The sequence below is a fragment of the Roseburia sp. genome, assembly GCF_041325975.1.
GTDB lineage: Bacteria > Bacillota > Clostridia > Lachnospirales > Lachnospiraceae > Roseburia > Roseburia rectibacter.
In genome coordinates this window covers 818,325-841,056 of record NZ_JBGLEJ010000005.1, presented here as the reverse complement: position 1 = coordinate 841,056, position 22,732 = coordinate 818,325, and the positions used below count along the sequence as shown (strand labels likewise).

21 protein-coding genes are annotated in these 22,732 nt (G+C 40.8%); 14 read left to right on the top strand and 7 right to left on the bottom strand.

The genetic code is table 11. The features are described 5' to 3' along the window. The first annotated feature begins 2 nt into the window (after positions 1–2). The 7 genes from ACDD58_RS15300 (at position 3) to ACDD58_RS15270 (ending at position 5,373) form a co-directional block, all read left to right on the top strand. Positions 3–1,379 (top strand): FtsW/RodA/SpoVE family cell cycle protein, encoded by a 1,377-nt coding sequence (locus ACDD58_RS15300; protein ID WP_186898730.1) that lies wholly within the window; start codon positions 3–5, stop codon positions 1,377–1,379. Continuing rightward, positions 1,318–2,808 (top strand): peptidoglycan D,D-transpeptidase FtsI family protein, encoded by a 1,491-nt coding sequence (locus ACDD58_RS15295; protein WP_370778273.1) that lies wholly within the window; start codon positions 1,318–1,320, stop codon positions 2,806–2,808. The genes ACDD58_RS15300 and ACDD58_RS15295 overlap by 62 nt, the downstream gene beginning before the upstream one ends. A 79-nt stretch (positions 2,809–2,887) precedes the next feature. Then, positions 2,888–3,340 carry an NUDIX hydrolase gene (locus tag ACDD58_RS15290; protein ID WP_370778271.1) on the top strand — a complete coding sequence of 151 codons (453 nt, stop codon included), beginning with the start codon at positions 2,888–2,890 and terminating at the stop codon, positions 3,338–3,340. Positions 3,341–3,372: 32 nt separating this feature from the next. Continuing rightward, entirely contained in the window at positions 3,373–3,690 is a 318-nt protein-coding gene (locus ACDD58_RS15285; protein ID WP_117921851.1) for a hypothetical protein, read from the top strand. A gap of 10 nt (positions 3,691–3,700) precedes the next feature. Then, positions 3,701–4,636: a hypothetical protein gene (locus tag ACDD58_RS15280; RefSeq protein ID WP_370778269.1), complete on the top strand. Its 936-nt coding sequence runs from the start codon at positions 3,701–3,703 to the stop codon at positions 4,634–4,636. A gap of 29 nt (positions 4,637–4,665) precedes the next feature. After that, a complete protein-coding gene (locus ACDD58_RS15275) occupies positions 4,666–5,103 on the top strand; it encodes a GerW family sporulation protein (protein WP_370778267.1) in 438 nt (145 codons plus the stop codon). Between the two features lie 123 nt (positions 5,104–5,226). Further along, on the top strand, positions 5,227–5,373 hold the full coding sequence (locus ACDD58_RS15270) for a hypothetical protein (protein ID WP_006856007.1): 147 nt from the start codon (positions 5,227–5,229) through the stop codon (positions 5,371–5,373). On the opposite strand, the gene ACDD58_RS15265 is transcribed toward ACDD58_RS15270, so the two are convergent. From ACDD58_RS15265 to ACDD58_RS15250, 4 genes are all read right to left on the bottom strand, one after another. Next, positions 5,370–6,008 carry an RpiB/LacA/LacB family sugar-phosphate isomerase gene (locus ACDD58_RS15265; RefSeq protein WP_370778265.1) on the bottom strand — a complete coding sequence of 213 codons (639 nt, stop codon included), beginning with the start codon at positions 6,006–6,008 and terminating at the stop codon, positions 5,370–5,372. The two genes, ACDD58_RS15270 and ACDD58_RS15265, sit on opposite strands and share 4 nt — an antisense overlap. Positions 6,009–6,127: 119 nt before the next feature. Continuing rightward, positions 6,128–6,991, bottom strand: a complete 864-nt coding sequence (gene kduI, locus ACDD58_RS15260) for a 5-dehydro-4-deoxy-D-glucuronate isomerase (RefSeq protein ID WP_117921854.1) — start codon at positions 6,989–6,991, stop codon at positions 6,128–6,130. 52 nt (positions 6,992–7,043) lie between these two features. Continuing rightward, positions 7,044–8,459, bottom strand: a complete 1,416-nt coding sequence (uxaC, locus tag ACDD58_RS15255) for a glucuronate isomerase (protein WP_117921855.1) — start codon at positions 8,457–8,459, stop codon at positions 7,044–7,046. 24 nt (positions 8,460–8,483) lie between these two features. Next, positions 8,484–9,494 (bottom strand): LacI family DNA-binding transcriptional regulator, encoded by a 1,011-nt coding sequence (locus tag ACDD58_RS15250; RefSeq protein WP_117921856.1) that lies wholly within the window; start codon positions 9,492–9,494, stop codon positions 8,484–8,486. Positions 9,495–9,807: 313 nt separating this feature from the next. Here ACDD58_RS15250 and ACDD58_RS15245 point away from each other — a divergent pair, with 313 nt between their 5' ends. The 3 genes from ACDD58_RS15245 to ACDD58_RS15235 all read left to right on the top strand — a co-directional run bounded on the left by ACDD58_RS15245 (position 9,808) and on the right by ACDD58_RS15235 (position 13,772). Next, positions 9,808–11,274, top strand: a complete 1,467-nt coding sequence (locus ACDD58_RS15245; protein WP_117921857.1) for a tagaturonate reductase — start codon at positions 9,808–9,810, stop codon at positions 11,272–11,274. A 14-nt stretch (positions 11,275–11,288) separates the two neighbouring features. Further along, on the top strand, positions 11,289–12,770 hold the full coding sequence (locus ACDD58_RS15240) for a UxaA family hydrolase (RefSeq protein WP_117921858.1): 1,482 nt from the start codon (positions 11,289–11,291) through the stop codon (positions 12,768–12,770). Positions 12,771–12,968: 198 nt separating this feature from the next. Then, on the top strand, positions 12,969–13,772 hold the full coding sequence (locus tag ACDD58_RS15235) for a gluconate 5-dehydrogenase (protein ID WP_015560591.1): 804 nt from the start codon (positions 12,969–12,971) through the stop codon (positions 13,770–13,772). Between the two features lie 232 nt (positions 13,773–14,004). Here the strand turns inward: ACDD58_RS15235 and ACDD58_RS15230 are convergent, their stop codons facing one another. The 3 genes from ACDD58_RS15230 to ACDD58_RS15220 all read right to left on the bottom strand — a co-directional run bounded on the left by ACDD58_RS15230 (position 14,005) and on the right by ACDD58_RS15220 (position 18,234). Then, positions 14,005–14,229 carry a hypothetical protein gene (locus tag ACDD58_RS15230; protein ID WP_147402997.1) on the bottom strand — a complete coding sequence of 75 codons (225 nt, stop codon included), beginning with the start codon at positions 14,227–14,229 and terminating at the stop codon, positions 14,005–14,007. Positions 14,230–14,486: 257 nt separating this feature from the next. Further along, entirely contained in the window at positions 14,487–15,920 is a 1,434-nt protein-coding gene (locus ACDD58_RS15225) for a serine hydrolase domain-containing protein (RefSeq protein ID WP_370778261.1), read from the bottom strand. A 46-nt stretch (positions 15,921–15,966) separates the two neighbouring features. Next, on the bottom strand, positions 15,967–18,234 hold the full coding sequence (locus ACDD58_RS15220; protein WP_370778260.1) for a helix-turn-helix domain-containing protein: 2,268 nt from the start codon (positions 18,232–18,234) through the stop codon (positions 15,967–15,969). Positions 18,235–18,487: 253 nt separating this feature from the next. Here ACDD58_RS15220 and ACDD58_RS15215 point away from each other — a divergent pair, with 253 nt between their 5' ends. From ACDD58_RS15215 to ACDD58_RS15200, 4 genes are all read left to right on the top strand, one after another. Further along, positions 18,488–20,089, top strand: a complete 1,602-nt coding sequence (locus tag ACDD58_RS15215) for an extracellular solute-binding protein (protein WP_370778258.1) — start codon at positions 18,488–18,490, stop codon at positions 20,087–20,089. Positions 20,090–20,206: 117 nt separating this feature from the next. Next, positions 20,207–21,172, top strand: a complete 966-nt coding sequence (locus tag ACDD58_RS15210; protein ID WP_006856019.1) for a sugar ABC transporter permease — start codon at positions 20,207–20,209, stop codon at positions 21,170–21,172. A 15-nt stretch (positions 21,173–21,187) separates the two neighbouring features. Then, positions 21,188–22,030: a carbohydrate ABC transporter permease gene (locus ACDD58_RS15205; RefSeq protein WP_006856020.1), complete on the top strand. Its 843-nt coding sequence runs from the start codon at positions 21,188–21,190 to the stop codon at positions 22,028–22,030. A 14-nt stretch (positions 22,031–22,044) separates the two neighbouring features. Further along, a complete protein-coding gene (locus tag ACDD58_RS15200) occupies positions 22,045–22,731 on the top strand; it encodes a rhamnogalacturonan acetylesterase (RefSeq protein WP_006856021.1) in 687 nt (228 codons plus the stop codon). Position 22,732 lies beyond the last annotated feature (1 nt).

Below are 22,732 nucleotides of genomic sequence, written 5' to 3'. Positions count from 1 at the left end.
GTATGGAAAATCTTATCGTAGAAGTTTCAAAATATCTGATGATCATATTGTTTGCGTGTTATGCGTATGAGTGTTTTTCGGCATTCCGCAGCAGAATCAGTACAGAAAAGAGAAATCATATATTTGACCGGCAGATATTTTTTATGTATCTGATCCATCTGGACGCGTTTTTAGTGCTCTATACAGTTACCGATGAAATTAATCTTATCATTCTTTATTTCCTTCAGGTAATTTTAGTGACGATCGTGATCGTTAATTATCAGTTATTGTATCCTAAGGCATCCAGGCTTGTGACAAATAATATGTGCATGCTTTTAATGATCGGTTTTATCATGCTGACAAGGCTTTCTTATGAGAAGGCGATAAGACAGTATGCGATCGCGATCTGTGCGTCGGTCATTACGATCGTGATACCGGTACTGATACGGAAAGTGCAGTCATTACGAAGACTGACGTGGCTGTATGCAATGATCGGTATTATTGGACTTGCTGCAGTTACCATATTTGGTTCTACCAGTTATGGTGCGAAGATATCGGTTACGATCGGTGGACTGTTTTCGATACAGCCATCTGAGTTCGTGAAAATTCTATTCGTGTTTTTTGTGGCAGGAATGCTTTATAAAAACACAGATTTTAAAACCGTCTGTATCACAACGATCGTGGCGGCAGTACATGTGTTGATCTTAGTGGCATCAAGAGATCTTGGAGGTGCATTGATCTTTTTTGTTACCTATCTGGTTATGCTTTATGTTGCGACCAGAAAATTGTTTTATTTTGCCGGCGGTCTTCTGGCCGGATGCATCGCCGCTGTTGCTGCCTATGGATTATTTTCACATGTCCGCGTCAGGGTTGTGGCATGGCGCGATCCGCTCAGTGTTATTGATAATGAGGGGTATCAGATATGCCAGTCCCTGTTTGCGATCGGAACCGGTGGATGGTTTGGCACAGGATTGTATCAGGGAACACCAAATAAAATACCGGTTGTTGAGCAGGATTTTATTTTTTCTGCAATATCAGAAGAATTAGGAGGTATTTTTGCAATCTGCCTGATCATGGTGTGCATCAGCTGCTTTCTGATGTTTTTAAATATTGCAATGCAGATGAAAGAACAGTTTTATAAACTTGTAGCGTTAGGACTTGGAACAGTGTATGCGTTTCAGGTATTCCTTACCATTGGCGGTGTGACAAAATTTATTCCGTCAACCGGAGTAACACTGCCGTTAGTAAGCTATGGAGGAAGTTCTCTGCTGGCAACCATGATGCTGTTTGCGGTGATTCAGGGATTGTATATTTTGAGGCAGGATGAAGGAGAGAACAATGCGAGAAAAAAACAGCGAAAGACCGGATATGAAAGACAACAGGTCGAAGAACTCTATTAAGACAGGTAAAAAGAAAAAAAATACAAAAAACCGGGAATTTGCGGTTATCACGTATTCGTTTCTGGCATTGTTTATCTGCCTGATGGGGTATTTTTCTTACTTTCAATTTTTTAAGAGTGAGGAATTTATCAATAATCCTTACAATACCAGACAGGAGACATTTGCCCAGAAAATCGTACGCGGTCAGATCCTGACAAATGATGGTCAGGTGCTTGCGGAGACGGTGACGGACAATGAGGGAAATGAGACAAGGAGATATCCATACGGCAGTATATTTTCACACATAGTCGGGTATTCTACCAAGGGAAAGTCAGGAATTGAGTCACTTGCGAACTTTAACCTGCTGCGTTCCAATACAGCTTTTTTAGATAAGGTCGGAGATGAGATGCAGGGTGAGAAAAGTCCGGGAGATAATGTAGTCACGACGTTAGATTATGGACTGCAGGCAACGGCATATGATGCGTTAGGATACTATAAGGGAGCAATCGTTGTATTAGAGCCTTCTACCGGCAAGATTCTTGCAATGGTATCAAAACCGGATTTTGATCCAAACACGATCGCTGCAGACTGGGATAACCTGACGGCGGACGATAACACAGATGCAGCACTGTTAAACCGTGCAACACAGGGACTTTATCCGCCGGGATCGACATTTAAGATCCTGACAACTTTAGAGTATATCCAGGAACATGCGGACTATGAAAATTACAGTTATACCTGTACAGGCAGCTATACAGTGGGAGATCATACGATTCACTGTTATGGAAATAAGAGCCACGGAACCCAGAATCTGCGTCAGGCATTTGCCAACTCCTGTAATGCATTTTATGCATCACTCGGAATGGAGCTTGATGTAGACAGGTTTGGACAGTTGTGTGATAAAATGTTGTTTAATACCAGTCTGCCGACGGATCTGCAGGCATCTAAGAGCAGTTTTGTATTAGAAAAGACAGATGGAGCTTCTGCAATTATGGCAACTTCCATTGGACAGGGACAGACGCTTGTGACACCGTTTCATATGGCGCTGATCGTAAGTGCGATCAACAATGACGGCATTCTGATGAAACCGTATGTGTTAGATCATGTAGAAAGCAGCGACGGAGTTTTAGTGGAGCAATACGAGCCGGAAGAATATGGCACGCTTATGTCAACGGATGAAGCTGCGATTTTAAAGGATTATATGAGTTATGTGGTCGAGACTGGTACCGGTAAGAAATTGAGCGGTCAAAGTTACGAGGCGGCAGGAAAGACAGGATCAGCAGAGTATTCTACCGGAGCAGATTCTTCACATTCCTGGTTTGTAGGATATGCACACAGGGAAGATAAATCGGATATTGCGATTGCCGTAATCGTGGAAAAAGCAGGTGTCGGAAGTGAATATGCCGTACCGATTGCAAAAGAGGTCTTTGATGCATATTATAATGAATGAAATGTTGCATGTGCTTTTGAAAAGTATTATACTTATAAACATGATAGTATTATAAAAGACCACATCAGGAGGTATTGCGATGATCGAGGCAACAAGTTGTGGTGGTGTGGTAATATTTCGCGGCAAAATATTGCTCTTGTACAAAAATTACAAAAATAAATACGAGGGATGGGTACTTCCAAAAGGAACTGTGGAAGTAGGAGAAGAATATAAAGATACAGCGATGAGGGAAGTATATGAAGAGACTGGTGTGAAAGCGACTCTGATGAAATATATCGGAAAAAGCCAGTATTCATTTACAGTACCGGAGGATGTTGTGGAGAAGACGGTGCACTGGTATCTGATGATGGCAGACAGTTATTACAGCAAACCGCAGCGTGAAGAGTATTTTGTCGATTCCGGTTATTACAAATACCATGAGGCGTATCATCTTTTGAAGTTTCCGAATGAGAAACAGATGTTAGAGAGAGCGTATGAGGAATATCAGGAATTAAAAAAGAATAATCTGTGGGGCAGCCACAGGTATGAATAAACAAAACACATCAGAAAGATGGAGCAGGATGTATGATATGGTATAAGGATTTGTATGTGGGGGAGAGTATTGTACATAAGACAAAGAAAGTCAAGTGGAAGATTATGCACAATGCCGGACAGATCGGGATTTATGTGATCACATTGGCCTCTAACAGACAGAATCTGCTTGATATCATACCATCATATGAACTGATGCAAAAGGAATATCCTAAAAAAGATATGGTAATCGTGGGATTGGCAAAGGGTTACGATGAAGCAGTTGAGGTCGCAGCATCCATTATAGATGAGGTGTACCGTAGCACAGGTACATTTGCCGTCCGCACATATCTTGCAGAAAAACAGGGTTAAGGAGCTTGAAATGTCGGTTGTATTGCTCATATTAAAAATAATCGGATGGATTCTGCTGACACTGCTTACGTTTTTTCTACTGATCGTTCTTCTCGTGCTTTTGGTGCCGGTTCGTTACCGTATGGAGGGAATCATTGAAGAAAATGTCCGGATAGAGGGAAAAGTACACTGGATGCTTCATATTTTATCCTTTATGTATTCCTATAATGAAGAAGGACTTTCTTATAAGCTGAAGTTGTTTGGAAGGAATATTTCTCTGGGTGAGAAAATGGAGGACGAAGCGGAAGAAACGATTGCAGACAGCACAGACGTGGCAGTTCATGAGAAAAAAACAGAGGATGAAAACGGAATTTTTTCAGATATAAAAAAGCAACAGCAGGATGCTGAATCGAAAAATACAGCAGAGTTGCAACAGAAAGACTCAAAAGATGACACACAGACAACGGAGCTGGATTCCGCAGCACAAAGAAATACAGAAAAGACATCTTCTGGAAAGATATCGCCTGGACAGAAGATAACCGGTAAATTTCACAGTACCATTGAGAAAATCAAAGGTGTTCGTAGAAAATGGGAAAATCTGTCCGATCGGGCAGGAAAGATAAAAGATGTATTGACCGATGAACATAACCGTAATAGTGTTTCTGTAGTTTGGAGAGAGATTAAATATCTGTTGAAACATTCTCGCTTTCGAAAGATCAATACAGAATTGAATTTTGCATTATGGGAACCATCAGCGACTGGACAGGCACTTGGAGTCCTCGCAATGTTTCCGGCAGTTTATCAATATGATGTTGGAATCTATCCGGATTTTGAAGCAGATAAAGCGTATGTGGAAGGTACTTTTTTCGTAAAAGGACATATACGTCTGATACATGTACTTATATCCGGTATCCGCCTATTAAAAGAGCGTGATATCCGGAATTTGATAAAGAAAGTTTTTAAATAAAATAGCAGAAAGAAAGGCAGGGTTTCATTATGGCAGACAATAGTTTTCATACAACAGTAGAATCTTTGTTTAAAGGGATGGACAGTTTTATCACAACCAAGACGGTAGTAGGGGATGCGATCCATATTGGGGATACGATCATTCTTCCACTGGTTGATGTTTCGTTTGGTGTTGCAGCTGGTGCTTTTTCACAGGAAAAGAAAAATAACGGTGCCGGTGGTATGGGTGGAAAGATCATGCCAAGCGCAGTTCTTGTGATCCAGAATGGTACAACCAAACTGGTAAATATTAAGAATCAGGACGGAATCACAAAAGTGCTTGATATGGTGCCGGATTTTGTAAACAAATTTACTTCAAAAAATGATGCATCTTCTGAGAATGTTACTGAGAATCAGACAGATGCTGCTGCAGAGGCAGCAGCCGGAAAAGAGATGGAAGATATCTTAAAGGATTCTGTGAATAAATAGGAATCACAGGTTTCATGTTTCATAAATGGTGGATGGTCATAAAAAGTTTTTAAAACAGTATAAAAAACAAGAAGAAACGCATATATTATCAGTAATATATGCGTTTCTTTATTGGAGTCTGCCATGAAACGGATGCTTGGATTCGCACTGTTTTGCTTTGCAATGGGAATGCTTGTGATGATCGTGATTCACAACCGTTTCTGTGGGTTTGTTCTCATGATTTTATGTATGCTGGCAGGGTATTATCTGTTCTGCTGTGATGATTGCTAGCCGATCAGTTCCTTTACGCAGGCAGCGATTGCTTCGTCTTTACAGTTTGCAAAGAAATACTCCCTGAAATGATCGCCACTTAAAGCGCCAATGACAAGGTCGCGGTCAAGTTCTTTTAAAATAGATACAAGATCACGATGAGTTATTTTTTTAACCTCGTCTAAGATTTTTTTATTGCGCTGTTCCGGTATGACACGTTCCTTTGGATATCCGCCGCCACCCGGAGCACAGAACAGTTTTTCAAAGATATAGGTAAGATTTAATTCTCCACCCCAGCCAAAATTCTCGGCGAATGGGAGAGCAATGCAGTTTCCGTCATTGACCTGTGAGAACAGATAAGCGTCAAGTGGGGACTCGATATGTCCGCAGAGTACCTGTGGGAAAGCGTTGCATGCAAGCATAGCGCCCTCGCCGGTTCCGCAGCCTGTGATGACAAAATCAGCGGCACCGGAGTTTAATAAAACTGCTGCAAGAATACCATTCTGCACATAAGTAAGCTGGTGTGTATCTTCTGCAGAATACATGCCGTAGTTGAATACCTCATGTCCCATTGGTTCTACGACAGATTTTAAAGTAGCACAGATCATTTCATTTTTTGCTGCCTGGCTGTTTTCGTTGATTAATGCAATTTTCATGAATATCCTCATTTCTGTACTGCCGGTATATTGTTTTGCCGGAATACTGGCAGTACGTCCGTATTCCGGCATTATATCTGGTTCTTAAAAATGTATATCTGTAAATATACGATAGGTTATTACATTAAATCTTTCATTGCAACATCATCCATATCATCAAAGTCCTGATTCTCGCCAACCATTCCCCAGATGAAAGTGTATGCCTGTGTACCGCATCCGGAGTGAATGGACCAGCTCGGAGAGATAACAGCCTGTTCGTTGCGCATAACGATGTGTCTTGTCTCGGTCGGTTCGCCCATGTAATGCATTACAAGTGCATCTTTTGGCATATCAAAGTACAGATAAACTTCCATACGTCTGTCATGTGTGTGGCATGGCATTGTGTTCCATACGCTGCCCGGTTCAAGTTTTGTCATACCCATTTCAAGCTGACAGCTTTCTACCTGTCCCGGAAGAATATATTTGCAGATCGTTCTGTGGTTGGCTGTCTCTAAAGAACCGAGCTCAACTTTGTTACAGTCCTTTACAATGACAACACCGTCTTCCGGTGTACCCTCCGGTTTGATCAGTACGGTAGGATAAGTCATATGGGCAGGAGCGCTGTTTAAGTAAAATTTTGCAGGGGAATCTGCGTTTTCACTTGCAAAAGAAATATCCTTTGAACCCATGCCGATATACATGCCTTCTTTATGGGCAACTTTGTATTCTTTTCCATCGATCGTGATCACACCGGCACCACCGATATTGATCACACCGAGCTCACGGCGTTCGCAGAAATACTGTGCACGCAGCTCATCGCCGGCGGTTAATTTTAAAGTCTCTTTTACCGGAACAGCAGATCCTGTGATGATACGGTCGATATGGCTGTATACAAGTTTGATGATTTCCGGCTGAAACAGGTCGTCAATTAAAAATTCCTCTCTTAAACGTTCGGTTGTGTAATGTTTGACATCTCTTGGAGATGCTGCAGTACGAAGTTCCATAAAATGTTCCTTTCCTGCGCATTTCGGTGCGCATAACAGATTGGCTTTCTGATTAACAGGTTTTTAAATTGAATCCGAAATAATTTACGGAGTTGTTGTAGCAGATACCTTTGATAATCTCCTCTAATGTATCATAATCTGCCGGGAACTCACCGTTTTCTACCCACTCACCAATGAGGTTGCAGAGGATTCTGCGGAAGTAATCATGGCGTGTATAGGATAAGAAACTTCTTGAGTCAGTCAGCATGCCGACAAAACCGGAAAGATTTCCGAGGTTTGCAAGGGAGATCATCTGATCCTGCATACCGGTCTTGTGATCGTTGAACCACCATGCGGAACCCTGCTGGATCTTTGCAACAGCGGTGGAATCCTGGAAGCATCCTAAGATAGTGCCGATTGCCTGGTTGTCGTTCGGGTTTAAGCTGTAAATGATTGTCTTTGGAAGATTGCCATTCTTATTTAAAGAGTTTAAGAAATCTGCCATTTCGGAAGACGGAGCATAGTTGTTGATGCAGTCATAACCGGTATCCGGTCCAAGGCGGTCAAACATCGGAGTATTGTTGTCACGTTTGCATCCATAATGAAGCTGCATTACCCAGTTGCGTTTTGTATATTCTGTGCCGACAAATAACATAAATGCGGTTTTGAATTTTAATTCTTCTGCGCGTGTAACACCTTCGCCGGAAAGACGTTTTGCAAAAATAGCCTCGATCTCATCATCAGAAGCAGGAGCATACATTACATATTCCAGAGCATGGTCAGATACGCTGCATCCCATGGAAGCAAAGAAATCCATGCGGTTTGAAAGAGCTTTCTTTAAAGCCGCAAACGTATCTACATTGATGCCGGAAACTTCAGATAACTGGGAGATATAATCTAAATAAGTAACTTTTTCAATGTTCATTGCCTTGTCAGGACGCCATGCAGGAAGTACCTGTACATCAAAGGAATCATCCTCAGCGATTTTTTTATGCCACTCTAAGGAATCAACAGGATCATCTGTGGTGCAGATTAATGTAACATTGGATTGTCTGATAATGTTGCGGACAGACATATCTTTCTCTGCAAGTCTCTTATTACATAATTCCCATACTTCCTCAGCGGTTTTCTTATTTAAAACACCATTGTAGCCGAAATATTTTTTTAACTCCAGATGACTCCAGTGGAAGAGCGGGTTACCGATGGCTTTTCCGAGAACTTCTGCCCATTTTAAGAATTTTTCCTTGTCAGAGGCATCGCCGGTGATATATTTCTCGTCTACACCACAGGAACGCATAAAGCGCCATTTGTAATGATCGCCGCCTAACCATACCTGGGTAATATTCTCAAACTGGCGGTCTTCATAGATTTCCTGCGGATTGATGTGGCAGTGGTAATCTAAGATCGGCGCATCTGCTGCGTAAGAATGGTAAAGTTTCTGTGCGGTCTCGCTCTGAAGCAAGAAGTTTTCGTCCATAAATTGTTTCATTGTTTTTCCTCCATTATGTTTGTTTTAGAATAAGGTAGTTCCACGTTTAATTAATTTGCCGGAAAAAATAGATTTTTTCGGCATTTCTTCACCAGAAAGAACTCCCACTAAGGTCTGCACTAACTGATGTGTCTGTGTTTCCAGGCGGTTGTCCACGGAAGTAAGTTCCGGAATACAGCAGGTTGTCAGCATGGAATTGTTGTACCCCATGATGGATAGATCATCGGGTACGGAAATATGATTGCGCTGCGCATATTTGACTACACCGACGGCGAGTACATCGTCGGCAGCGATCACTCCATGAAAAGGAGGGGCCTCTTTTGCAACCTGATCCATAAAGTCAGCAATTTCGTTAAACTGCTGGGAATCCCCGTCGTATTTGTGGATTCTGTTTTCTATATCAGAGATGCCATGTTTTTTTAAAGCATCTTTGAAACCGTTTAATTTTTTGCGACCACTGTATGAAATGGAATTATAAATATAGACTGGATCGGCAATCCCGGAATCCAACATAGATTCTGTTGCCTCAAACATGGTCGTATAGTCATCACATAAAGTGCTGTAAACGTTTGGATAATCGAAAGAAGCGTTTAACAGCATGATCGGTACCTGTGAGGAAATATCCTTAATGTACTGGTTTTCATCTTCGGTAGTACCGATGAAGTTAGAACCGACAAGAATGATACTGTCTACTTTTTTGGAAAGGATCAAATTCAGGTAATTCTGTTTGATCTCTAAATTATAACCGGTACAGCAGAGCAGTGACTCATAACCATTTGCCTGCAGTTCCTGTTCTAAATAATAAACCGCCTTTGCAAGAAAAAGATCAGAGGAATCTGCACAGAGAATACCGATCGTCTGCAGGGAGTGAAGTCCCATGCCGCGTGCAAAAGCGTTTGGTGTATAATCATATTTTTCAATGATATCCATGACTTTTTTCTTTGTAGAAGGTCGGACTTTGTCGCTGCCGTTTAATACACGGGAAACAGTCGCGATGGATACACCGGCTTTTTTCGAAATGTCGTATATTGTCATAAATAAAATCCCTTTAATATGTTAAAATTGCTTCCTGTATTACATCTTATAAAGAAATGTAAAAGAAAATGAAAGCAGTTTCATTGCTACTGGTCTGATTATACAATAACAAAAAAAAGAAAGCAATATCAGATTTTGTAAAATATAGAAAAAATGTAGAAGAAAAAGTGACGATTTTAAAGAAAAATAATAAAAATCACTAAATTGTGCAAAATTACATATTGACGAAACGGTAAAAAGGTGTAAGAATACAAATTGTAAACGCTTACAAAATGACAAGGTGCAGTAATGATCTGATAATCAGGAGGAAATCATGGATTTATTAAACAGAAAAAAAACAGGAAAAGTAGAAAGACCAGTTAAAGTATTACAGTTTGGAGAAGGAAATTTCCTTCGTGCGTTTGTTGACTACATGATCGACATTGCAAATGAGCAGGGAAAATTTAACGGAGACATCGTACTTGTAAAACCGATTGAGTTCGGAAGTCTTGACAGATTTCACGATCAGGAGTGCCAGTATACAGTACAGTTAAGAGGAATCGTGGATGGAGAGCCGAAGCGTATTAACCGTATCGTAACCAGCGTTGCAGATGCAGTAGATGCTTATGGTGAATATCAGAAATATGCAGATTATGCAAAACTTGACAGCTTACGTTACATTGTTTCTAATACAACAGAGGCAGGTATCGTTTATGATGATACAGACAGATTAGAGATGGAGCCGCCGAAGAGCTATCCGGGTAAATTGACCAAATTCTTATATGAAAGATATAAACATTTTAACGGAGCAATGGACAAAGGTCTTGTGATGCTTCCGGTTGAGCTGATCGATGATAATGGTATCCATTTAAAAGAGTGTGTAGAGAAACTTGCAGTACTCTGGAACTTAGAAGAAGGATTTAAGAAATGGTTAGATGAGGCATGTGTATTTACATCCACATTAGTTGACCGTATTGTAACCGGTTACCCAAGAGATGAGGCTGAGGAACTTTGCAAAGAGTTCGGATATCAGGATAACCTGATTGTAACAGGTGAACCATTTGCTCTCTGGGTTATCGAGAGTGCAAAAGATATCAGCAAAGAATTTGCACTTCCGGATGCAGGACTCCCGGTTATCTTTACTGACAATCAGAAACCTTATAAACAGAGAAAAGTACGTATCTTAAATGGTGCCCATACTTCTTTTGTACTGGCATCTTATCTCTGTGGTAATGATATCGTGTTAGAGTCCATGCAGGATGAATTGATCTTCAACTTTATGAAAGCAACGATCTTTGATGAAGTTATTCCTACATTAACACTTCCGAAACAGGATCTGATCGATTTTGCAGAGGCAGTTATTACAAGATTTAACAACCCATATGTAAAACATGCATTATTATCCATTTCCCTGAACTCTGTTTCAAAATGGCGCGCAAGATGTATGCCGAGCTTCTTAGAGTACATTAAGAACGAAGGAAAACTTCCGACACACCTGACATTTTCACTGGCTGCCCTGATGGCATTCTATACAGGTACAGAGATTCGCGACAAAGCATTGATCGGACATCGTGATGGTGCTGAGTATCAGATCTTAGATGACGCAGCGGTATTAGAGTTCTTTGCAGAAAACAGTTCAAAAGATGCAGCAGAATATACACATGCAGTATTATCCAATGAGCATTTCTGGGGTGAGGACCTTACAAAATTAGCAGGAGTGGAAGAGGCTGTAACTGGTTACATGGAAGATATCCGTGCACTTGGAATGAGAGCAGCAATGGAAAAAACTTTTAACGCATAAGCAGGAGAATACTTATGAAAGATTTTATCAAAATTAATGAAAATGATAATGTCATTGTTGCCATAAAGGAAATTGCGGAGGGAGAAAAAGTCGCTGTTGATGGAAAAGAATTTACAGCGGCTGAGATGATCCCTGCCGGTCATAAGATGGCGATCAGTGATATTCCGCAGGGCGGCGATGTGATCAAATATGGTTTCCGTATCGGAAATGCAAAAGAGGATATCAAAGCCGGTCAGTGGGTGCATGTACATAATATCAAAACTGCTCTTGGTGATCTGCTTACCTATACCTATGAGCCGGTAAAAACAGAGGAAAAAAAGACAGAGGATCGTACTTTTATGGGATTTTCACGTCCGGATGGAAGCGTCGGTGTGCGTAATGAAGTCTGGATCATACCGACGGTCGGCTGTGTGAACAACATCGCAACAGCGATGGCAAAACGTGCCAATGCAAAGGTTCATGGTTCTGTGGAGGAAGTCATTGCATTTCCTCATCCATATGGATGTTCCCAGATGGGAGACGACCAGGAACACACCAGAACAATCCTTGCAGATCTCGTAAAGCATCCGAACGCAGGTGGTGTTTTAGTACTTGGACTTGGATGTGAAAACAGTAATATTGGTGAACTGAAGAAATACATTGGTGATTATGATGAGAACCGTGTGAAATTTTTAGTCTGCCAGGAATGTGAAGATGAGATGGAAGAGGGCGAAAAACTCTTAGAAGAACTGATCGATTATGCTGCTGGATTTTCCCGTGAGCCGATCAGTGCATCCAAACTCATCATTGGCATGAAGTGCGGTGGAAGTGATGGATTCTCCGGAATTACAGCAAATCCGCTGGTTGGTAAGTTTTCTGATATTTTAATCGGAAAAGGTGGAACGACGATCCTGACAGAGGTGCCAGAGATGTTTGGTGCAGAAACATTGCTGATGAACCGCTGTGAAAATGAAGAACTGTTCCATCAGACCGTAGATCTGATCAATGATTTTAAACAGTATTTTAAAGATAATCATCAGACGATTTATGAAAATCCGTCACCGGGAAATAAAAAAGGCGGTATTTCAACTTTAGAGGATAAGTCTTTGGGATGTACGCAGAAATCAGGAAGTGCTGCAGTAAAAGGCGTTCTTTCCTACGGTGAACGTGTACATACACCGGGACTGAACCTTCTTAGCGCACCGGGTAATGATCTTGTCGCTGCAACTGCATTAGCAGCCAGCGGTGCACATATTGTACTGTTTACGACCGGACGCGGAACACCGTTTGCATCCCCGGTTCCAACAGTAAAGATTTCCAGCAACAGTACTCTTGCCGGAAAGAAAAAGAACTGGATCGATTTCAATGCGGGTGTTCTTGTGGAAGATGCAGAGTTAGAAGAAACAGGTCAGAAATTATTTGACTATGTGATCGATGTTGCATCCGGTAAGAAAGTACGCAGTGAAGAAGCAGGATTCCATGATATGGCAATTTTTAAACAGGGAGTCACTCTGTAGAGATGACATACTGGCAATAGACAATAAAATGAATATTCACAAAAACATGTAATCATTGTGTCACATGTTTAATAATTTAGACAACAGAATATTTGCACAGGATTCAATTTGTCATTTCAGAAATATTGGGCAGAAAACGCAGAAACTGGATTCTTATTTATAGAATCTTAAACATAACACAAAAAAGGAGATAGAAATATGTCATTTTTAAACAATTTCTCATTAGAGGGCAAAATTGCATTAGTAACAGGCGCATCTTATGGTATCGGATTTGCAATCGCATCTGCTTATGCAGAGGCTGGCGCAACCATCGTATTTAATGATATCAAACAGGAGCTGGTTGATAAAGGATTAGCTGCATATGCAGAAAAAGGTATTAAAGCTCATGGTTATGTATGTGATGTTACAAATGAGGAGCAGGTAAACGCTTTCATTAAGAAAGTAGAAGAAGAAGTTGGTGTGATCGATATTCTTGTAAATAATGCAGGTATCATCAAACGTATCCCGATGTGCGATATGTCAGCAGCAGAATTCAGACAGGTAATCGACGTTGACTTAAATGCACCGTTTATCGTATCAAAAGCAGTTATCCCGTCTATGATCAAAAAAGGTCACGGAAAGATCATCAACATCTGCTCTATGATGAGTGAACTTGGTCGTGAGACTGTTTCCGCTTACGCTGCTGCAAAGGGTGGATTAAAAATGTTAACAAAGAATATTGCATCTGAGTATGGTGAATTCAATATCCAGTGTAACGGTATCGGACCTGGTTATATCGCAACACCTCAGACTGCACCTCTTCGTGAGATCCAGCCAGATGGTTCCAGACATCCGTTTGACCAGTTCATTATTGCAAAAACTCCGGCTGCAAGATGGGGAAATGCAGAAGACTTACAGGGACCGGCTGTATTCCTTGCATCTGATGCATCTAACTTTGTAAATGGTCATGTGCTGTATGTAGACGGTGGTATTTTAGCTTATATTGGTAAACAGCCACAGTAAAAATGGCAGCTTATAGTTAGCATCACTTTGGTGTTGGCTGAGCCTTGGGGCGTGCATCGGAACCATAAAATTGCCGGTTCCGGTGCACTGTCGGCGAGCCTTAGTGCACTGGAGCCGGAAGTTTTGTGGTGAGATATGCTGGCTTTTAAAAGCGATAATTTATATTTTTCGCTCCATAAGAATATATTTTCCCTCGTTGATAACGTGAAAGATATTTTTTGACCAGAAAGCATTAAATAGCAACTAAAGATTCCTTTTCAAAAAAACCAACATAGAATTTATCATCATAACTTTTTCCTGATGGTAGTGCTTTCATGTCTTTTAATATACTTTCTTTTGTGACAAAGGGAGGATGATATTGATAAAAAACAGGATTCCCACAACACAAATCAAAAATAATATCCAGGTCATTTTCGTCTAATTTACGTACATAAAACTTTTGTGATAAAGAGTTCACGTCCAAATCAATCACCTCATAAAAATCAAATTACTAACTCTATTTTACCATTGAGAATTAAGACTTGTGTTGCCATTCATGGCAACGCAACACTGCGTTATGAACCGGTAAAACAAGATTTCCTAATTTTCTCCCAAAGTCACAAAATTAGTTACGGATTTGTGAAATCTGCCAGCCGCTAAGTTGAGAATCACCTTTTGACACCCGAATCTTATTAAGAAAATATAGGTATAACATAGTTTTACCTGCAGTTCTAGCTAGCCAATCGTCCCGAACAGATGTCCCTGAAACTCCCTAAACAAACTTTCTTCCTGTTTCTTCATAAACACTGTCACATCAGATTCCCCAAACACCATCTCAAAATGGACACTTCCCACAAATGCATCCATAATATGCGCCCGCACATACAAAGTATTCTCCGATACCCAGATACCGCTGGCGGCATATTTCTGATCATAGATTGGAAACTGTCCGCAGACAAGTTTTCCGAAACCAAAATGGATCGAACATATCTGGTCATGCAGTGTAAACGTAAAACATCCCTCATCATTTGTAAAATCCGCCGTAAAATCCGTAAACTCACCGTCATTTTTTTCAAACACATATCGCTTTCCTAAGATATGCGAAACAGCGGGAGCTGTGCTTGATCCGTTGTCCAGAGGTGAAATCGCAAGGGAAGAGAGCGCAGAAAGAAGCTCTGTATGCGATTTTTGATCCTCCGGGAGTGGATTTGCCTGTATATAAGGAAGAATCTCGTCATACAGAGCATCATAAATCAGTTGATTTCCACCCGCAAGTCCCTGTGTGTCCGCAGTAGTGACAAAGAGCAGATCATAATCCGGAAGGTAATGGATGAACTGGCCACCCATGCCGTAGCAGACAAAACCATTCTTTTCACTGCGCCAGATCTGATAACCATAGCCGCAGGCTTCACTTGGAAGGGGCGCTGTCATGCGGGTATCGGAGAGATATGAGGCAGCTGTTTTGATATAAGAAGCTGGAACGAGCTGTTTTCCGTTAATATTTCCATTATGAGCTAAAAGATAACCGAATTTTAAAAGGTCAGATGGAAGTGCAACAAGACCACTGCCACCCATGGAGATACCAAAGGGATCGGTCAACATATAGGACTCGCTTGATAATTCCAGAACGGACAGTTTTTGTTTCAGGTAATCGAGCATTGACATTCCGGAAAGCCGTTCTACGAGTGCACAGAGTGTATGTGCAGAGGAAGTATCATAATGAAAGAGCTTTCCTGACGGATGAGTTGGCGGTACTGTAAAGAAACTTTCTACCCAGTCATTTTTCATATTGACTTTATAAGTTGTGGATGCATGACAGGTACGCATCATGAGCATATCGCGGATCGTCATTTCTGCGATCCATGGATGTACATTAGATGGAACTTTATCCGGAAAATATCTGACAATGGGATCATCGAGAGATAATTTTCCCTCTGCTTCTAACAGACCGATCGCAATGGAAGTAAAACTTTTACTGATGGAAAACATGCGATGCAGGGTATCTTTTTGGTAGGGAGCATAATAGCCTTCAGCAATCAGGGTATCATGCCGCATCAGAAGAAAACTGTGCATGGGAATCTGTTTTTTCTGTAAACGTTCCAAAAATTTAAGAAGGCATCTGGAAGGGATGCCAACACTTTCTGGAGAATCTTTTTTGAAATCAAACATTGTATACTCCATTTCTGCGTTAATTTACGCTGTTATTGTTTTTAATTTAAGACTGAACACCGAAACTGCTCGGTGTAACACCATATTTTTTCTTAAATGCACGCCGGAAAGAAGTCTGGTTGTTATAACCAACTTCCAAAGCGATTTCATTGATACCGGACTCGCCTTTTTCAATCAGATGGGCTGCTTCTGTAAGGCGCAGATCTTCCAGATAAACGGAAAAGTTTACGTTCATATTTTCCTTAAACATATGAGAAAAATAACTTTCTGATATGTGGAACTCGTCGGAGATCTTGCTTAAGCAGAGAGCCGGATTTTTGTAATTTTCACGTATATAAGTCACAATGCTGTCAATCAGGTTATTTTTCTCGGACTTTGATGCAAAGAAATCACACAGCCTGATGCTGATATCTTCACAGAGACGGAAGGTAAGCTCATCCTGTGAAAGCAGGGTGTCGATTTCCATGATCTCCGGGGTAATTTCTCCGGTGTAGGTAAATCGAGCTTTCAATAAGGTATTGCGGATGTCGGTAAGTAAAAAGCGCAATAACTGGAACGGAAGGGAACGTTCTTCAATATTTTCCTGATGGATCAGGTTAAAAATCTCGATCACCTGCGTCTTATTGCCTCCGGTAATGGAGCGGATCAGACGGGTTGAAAATTCTGCCGGATAGTAATAAACATGCGAATCTTTTTTTAACATTTCATATGGAAGGAAAATATAGTTCTTGCTGGTATAGCCGGCTGCATCTTTCGCCTGCTGGTAGGATTCCCAGATGTTGGTAAAGGAACAGGAAAGACCTATTCCGGCAAAAAACCAGATTGAATATTCTTCTAACAGCTCACTGTGAAATTTTAAAACCTTTTCCTGAAGAGAGATCAGCATTTTGTCTGGTTTTTCATGAAAAGGAATCAGTAAAGTGTAAATATGTTTCTTTGGCGAACAAAGATATAAATTGTTCTCGTAGGAAAAATATCTTGCTAAGAGATTTGTTATGATATCTTTTGCGTTTTCAGAACTATCGGAAGCTGTATTTTCATTCGGAAAAGTATCAATGGTAGGATCATTTTCATAAGTTACACCATATAAAACATAATAGTGAAGCGAGGAATCCTCTAAATGCAGATAATTCCGGATAAATGCAAATTCATCAGGGGTAGTAATAACACCACTCATCAGCTGTCTTAAATAATTGTCATATAAAACTGGACGGATCGCAGCGGCTTCCTCGATCAGCTGCGTATTTGCGTGCAGTGTTTCCTTAAGCTGGCCGTCTAAGTGAAGAATCGGGCGCATATTGTTACGGACTAAAATAAATATCATGATAAGTCCACCGACAACTGCTGCAAAAAGGATGAACAGGAAAATAATCTGATAGTCGGACGGATAAATAGATTCCGGCTGTACCAGATAAAAAGTCCAGTCATTTGTTTTTGAAGCCATTCGCATGATATGGGTGTCGTCGTGAATACAGGTATTATTGCCATCGTAAGATAAGGATAATACAGATTCTGCAAGCGTGGATAAATTGTCCTCAGAAGACTGAAACTCATCTCCACAAAGGGAAAATACCGGCTGGTTTTGATCATCAACTGCAAGAATGTAACCGGTATCACCTAATGAGACACCATTGAAAATTTTGCGAAAAGTCTGTTCACTAATATGAAATGCCACAGTGGCAGGAATATCTTTGTAGGTCAGAACATCCATATTCAAAACATAAAGATAAGCGTTATCACTTTCCGGAAGCATAAAATCGGAAAGAGGATAAATCGCGGCATCTTTTGTAAGATTATTGTTAAGCAGATCATGCCATTCATTAAAATTAGCCCCGGAAGATAAATAGTTTCTTATATAATAGAGCTGTTCTGAATTGAAAGTGTTTACACTGATAATATAGCCACTGTTTCTCAGATAAACAAAATATGTACTAAATGGAAGTTCATTGTAGGAATACATATAAGAAGCAAGAGACTGCTTCATGGCAAGACCGGACAAGTAGAAATCATTATCGTCAGTGGACGTCATGGTAGCAAGACGGTATAGTTTTGTATTCATACTGAGCTGTCTGGTAATAGAGTCCATGGTGGTAAAATTATTATCTAAAAGAGATACAGCGCTTTCAAAGGTAGACTGATCCTGATCCCAGAAATCCTGTTCGGAACGTGTTGTTGAAACGCGGTGGAGATATACCATCAGAAGTAAAATGATAAGCAAAAAGACACTGTATGTGACAGCAAAGCGAATCATAAGAAAAGTAGTGGATTCATTTTTTGCTGTGGTATCTGATGTGTGATTCAAATTTATTCTCATAGGTGATAAATGTCCTTTTTGGATGTATTTTAATCGTACTTTTTTTATTTTATCATAATATGGGAAAATTACAACAGAAACCGAAAAAACCAGTAAAATCAATGGGTTGCGAGGCACAAAAACAAATTTTGTACCCCCTGTCAAATATTGTTTCTTGCTGAAAATCCCATAAGATGGTAATGTATGAGCAAGACATGAAAGCACTTACATCAGAGCAGTGTCGAAACAAATTTTTCCTAATAAGGAGGTTCTTATGAAAAAGAAGGTAGTATCAGTCCTTATGGCTGCCGCTATGGTAGCTGGTATGGCAGGATGCGGTTCCAGCAATACTGGTAACGCAGGAACAACAAATTCAAATGCTTCTACTAATAATGAAGCAACCACAGAAAGCGGTGATGCTTCCGCAGATGCAGCAGCAACCGATTCTGATGTTGAGAAACCAGAAGAAATCACCATTATGGTAGATGGAACTGTTTTCACACAGGAAAACGGACAGGCAGAGTTCATTGCCAAATTAGAGGATCTTCTTGGAATGAAGATCAATGTGATCCAGCCGGATCATGATGCTTACTACGATGTAGTAGGACAGACAGTTGCAAGTGGTGACTGGCCAGATGTTATGATCTTATCTTCAACCTATTATGCAGGTTATGCAGAGCAGGGAGTTCTGTGGGATATGACAGACGCTTATGCATCTTCTGATTTAAAAACAAGACAGGATGCATACGGCAGCACAGGAGTTATCGATGGTGTAAGACTTGATGGTAAGTTATACGGTATGCCTGCAGCTCGTGGTAACGGATGTGTTACATATGTTAAGAAAGCATGGTTAGACAACTGCGGACTTGATGTTCCGACAAACTATGATGAGTATCTTGCAATGCTCGAAGCATTTACAACCGGTGACCCGGATGGAAATGGTGTAAACGGAGATACCTACGGTGTATCTGCTGCTGGTTTCATCGGAACAGAGGCTCCATATACAAACTACTTACCAGAGTTCTATCAGGATGCAAACCCAAGCTTCTATAAAGCAGAAGACGGAACATGGAAAGACGGATTCACAGAGGATTCTATGAAGAGCGCACTTGAGAGAATGGCAGCTGCTTACAAAGAGGGCGTGATTGATCCTACCACATTAACAAATGGTACATCTGACTGCCGTAACAAATTCTATGATGACAGCTTTGGTGTATTTACTTACTGGGCAGGTACATGGGCAACCAACTTAAAGACAAACCTTGAAGCAAACGGTAAAGACGGTGAGTTAGTAGCATTACCTCCGATCGCTGAAGTAGGTCAGTACCTTGACCGTGTTCCACCAGTATGGTGCATCACATCTGCATGCGAGAACCCGGAAGGCGTATTCAAATATTTCATCGAGCCGATGCAGGATGGCGGAGACGTTCAGTTCTTATGGACATACGGTGTAGAAGGCATTCACTGGTCAACAGCAGCAGAGACATTATTTGCTGGAACAGAGAACGAGAAAACATATGCTGATGGTGAGTTCCATATGTTAGAGAACCGTGAGAAAGAGGGTACACAGTACACCAAAGCTCACATCGATCCAATGCTTGCTTTAGTTGAGCTTGCAAACGATCCTCAGGAAGAATCTGTAGCAGCAGAAGCAAAAGAGTCTGCACAGTTATTCAATGATAACTGCAAAGCTGCTGATCTTGTTCCTACCACAGATGAGATGAGCGAGTACAATGGTGATTTAACAACATTAAAGAACGAGCTGATCGCAAAAGTTGTTATGGGCGAGATCACTGTTGATGATGCATATGCACAGTTTGAGTCAAATCACGGTGCAGAGTGGTCACAGGCAATCGTTGATTCTTTAAACAAATAATAAAACTTTCCGGTAAACGGAACTAAGAACTATGATTGGTGTCCTGGCTGCGGATATCCGCAGCCGGCACAGATCATGGATCACAAATTCATGTTTGATTGAAAAGGAAGAACAGATATGAGAAAAAGTAATGAAAAATCAGCCGTAACGGCTACAACCGGTGGAAAGAAGAACCACCTGGCAGCAAAAATCTATAAATACAGAGGATTCTATCTGATGTTTCTTCCTGTATTAATTTTTGCATTAATATTCTTTTATTTGCCAATGCTTGGAATCCGTTTTGCATTTACCGATTATAACGGAATCAAAGAGGCAAGTTTTGTTGGTCTCAAAAATTTTCAGAAAATGTTTTCCATGCCAAATTTCTGGACGGCATTCTGGAATACCTTACAGATTAGTATTATCAAATTGTTTTTGACAACAGCAGCTGCTGTTATTGTTTCTATCTTTTTGAATGAGATCGCAAATATTCATTTTAAAAAGATCGTGCAGACAATTATTTATCTGCCACACTTTATGTCATGGGTAGTTACCGCATCTGTCTTTACTTTGATCCTGGCACCGACAGCAGAAGGTCTTGTAAATACATTCCTGATCAACGCTGGTGTACTTGATTCCGGAATTTATTTCCTGGGGGATTCAAAATGGTGGAGACTTGCGTACTATATCATTAATATTTGGAAAGAAACCGGTTGGCAGACCGTTATCTTTATGGCTACGCTTGCCGGAATAAATACAGAGCTTTATGAAGCTGCAGCAATGGATGGTGCAGGACGCTGGGGCAAGATGAGATATATCACATTCCCGGCATTACAGAATACGATCCTTACTGTTTTAATCTTAAACCTTGCAAAGGTTATGAACCTGTTCGAGTCCGCATTTGTAATGCAGAACGATGCTGTTTTAGGTACAGCAAACGTACTTGAAACTTATATTTACTATCAGACCTTCAACAGTGGTGCGATTCCAAATTACGGTTATACGACAGCCGTTGGTCTGTTCAAATCTCTGGTTGGTTGTGTACTGGTACTGTTCTGCAATCACTTAAGCAAGAAAGTACGTGATGGACGCGGAATCGTCTAGGAAGGAGCAGCAGATATGAAAAGCAAGAAAAAAATAGAAGTTTTCCCGATCGTAAACGGGTTAATATTTATTATCTTAAGTTTACTGATTATCATCCCGATGTGGAAAGTATTAGTTGACTCATTCGATTTAAAAACCGCATATGGTATGAAATTATGGCCGGAGGAATTTGGCCTTGCAGGATACATTTCCGTATTCAAAAACCCGACGCTGTCCCATCCGTTAATGATTTCTGTAATCACAACGATTGCAGGTACGATCATCGCCTTGATTTTATCTACATTTGGTGCATATGTACTGATCCAGTGGGATATGCCGGGACGTAACTTATTTGCAAACTTATTACTTTTTACCATGATTTTCCAGGGTGGTATGATCCCTACCTACCTCGTATTAAAATCATTACATTTAACCAATACCATCTGGGTCGTTATCTTATTCCCGGCACTGAACGTGTATAACCTGGTATTGATGAGGAACTTCTTCGAAGGTATTCCTGCCAGCCTGTTTGAGTCGGCAACACTTGACGGATGTACTCCGATGCAGACATTTATCCGTATCGTACTTCCGATGTCAAAAGCAGCATTAGCATCCATCGGTCTTATGTTTGCCGTTACATACTGGAACGACTATACACATTACAAACTTTATATTACAGATTCAAACCTTTATAACTTCCAGATGAAGTTAAGAAGTATCATCATGGGTAGTGATCTTCCGCAGGCAAACGGTGGTGCAACTGAGAACACCGTAAAGAATGCAGCGATCATCGTTATCATCATTCCATTCATGATCGTATATCCGTTCTTACAGAAATACTTTGTAAAAGGTGTAAATATCGGAGCTGTAAAAGAATAAGGAGGAAGGTTTGTATGGCGACTATTTTCTGGGCTGGAGATTCAACCGTACAATACAATGACATTCTTACATTTCCGCAGACCGGCATAGGACAGGTGATGAACCTGTTCCTAAAGCCGGAGGTGCGGGTGGAGAACCATGCCAAAAACGGCAGAAGCACAAAAAGCTTTATCGATGAGTCGAGACTGACACCGATTTATGACAAAATTACCGCAGGAGATTTTCTATTTATCCAGTTTGGACATAACGATGAGAAAAAGAATGATCCACAGCGGTATACAGATCCATATTCCGATTACATGGTGAATCTGGAAAAATTTGTAAATGCAGCAAGAAACAAAGGAGCATGGCCGGTTTTTATTACGCCGCTTGAGCGCAGATGTTTTATTGATGAGGAACATTTAGATATCGGGGAACATACCGATTATGTGGCGGCAATGAAACAGACAGCTGAAAATTTAAATGTTCCGCTGATCGATCTTTACAGTATGAGCCGCGCAGAAATGCGAAAGGCTGGAGCTGAAAAAACCAAAGAATGGTACATGCATCTGCCGGCAGGTGTCTATCCGTCCCATATGGACGGGCTGACTGACAATACGCATCTGAAATATATGGGTGCAGTTGTCTATGCGGGATGTATAGCGAGAGGTTTAAAAGAACTTGGCGGTATCTATAGTGATTTATTAGTGGCTTGGGAGTGAT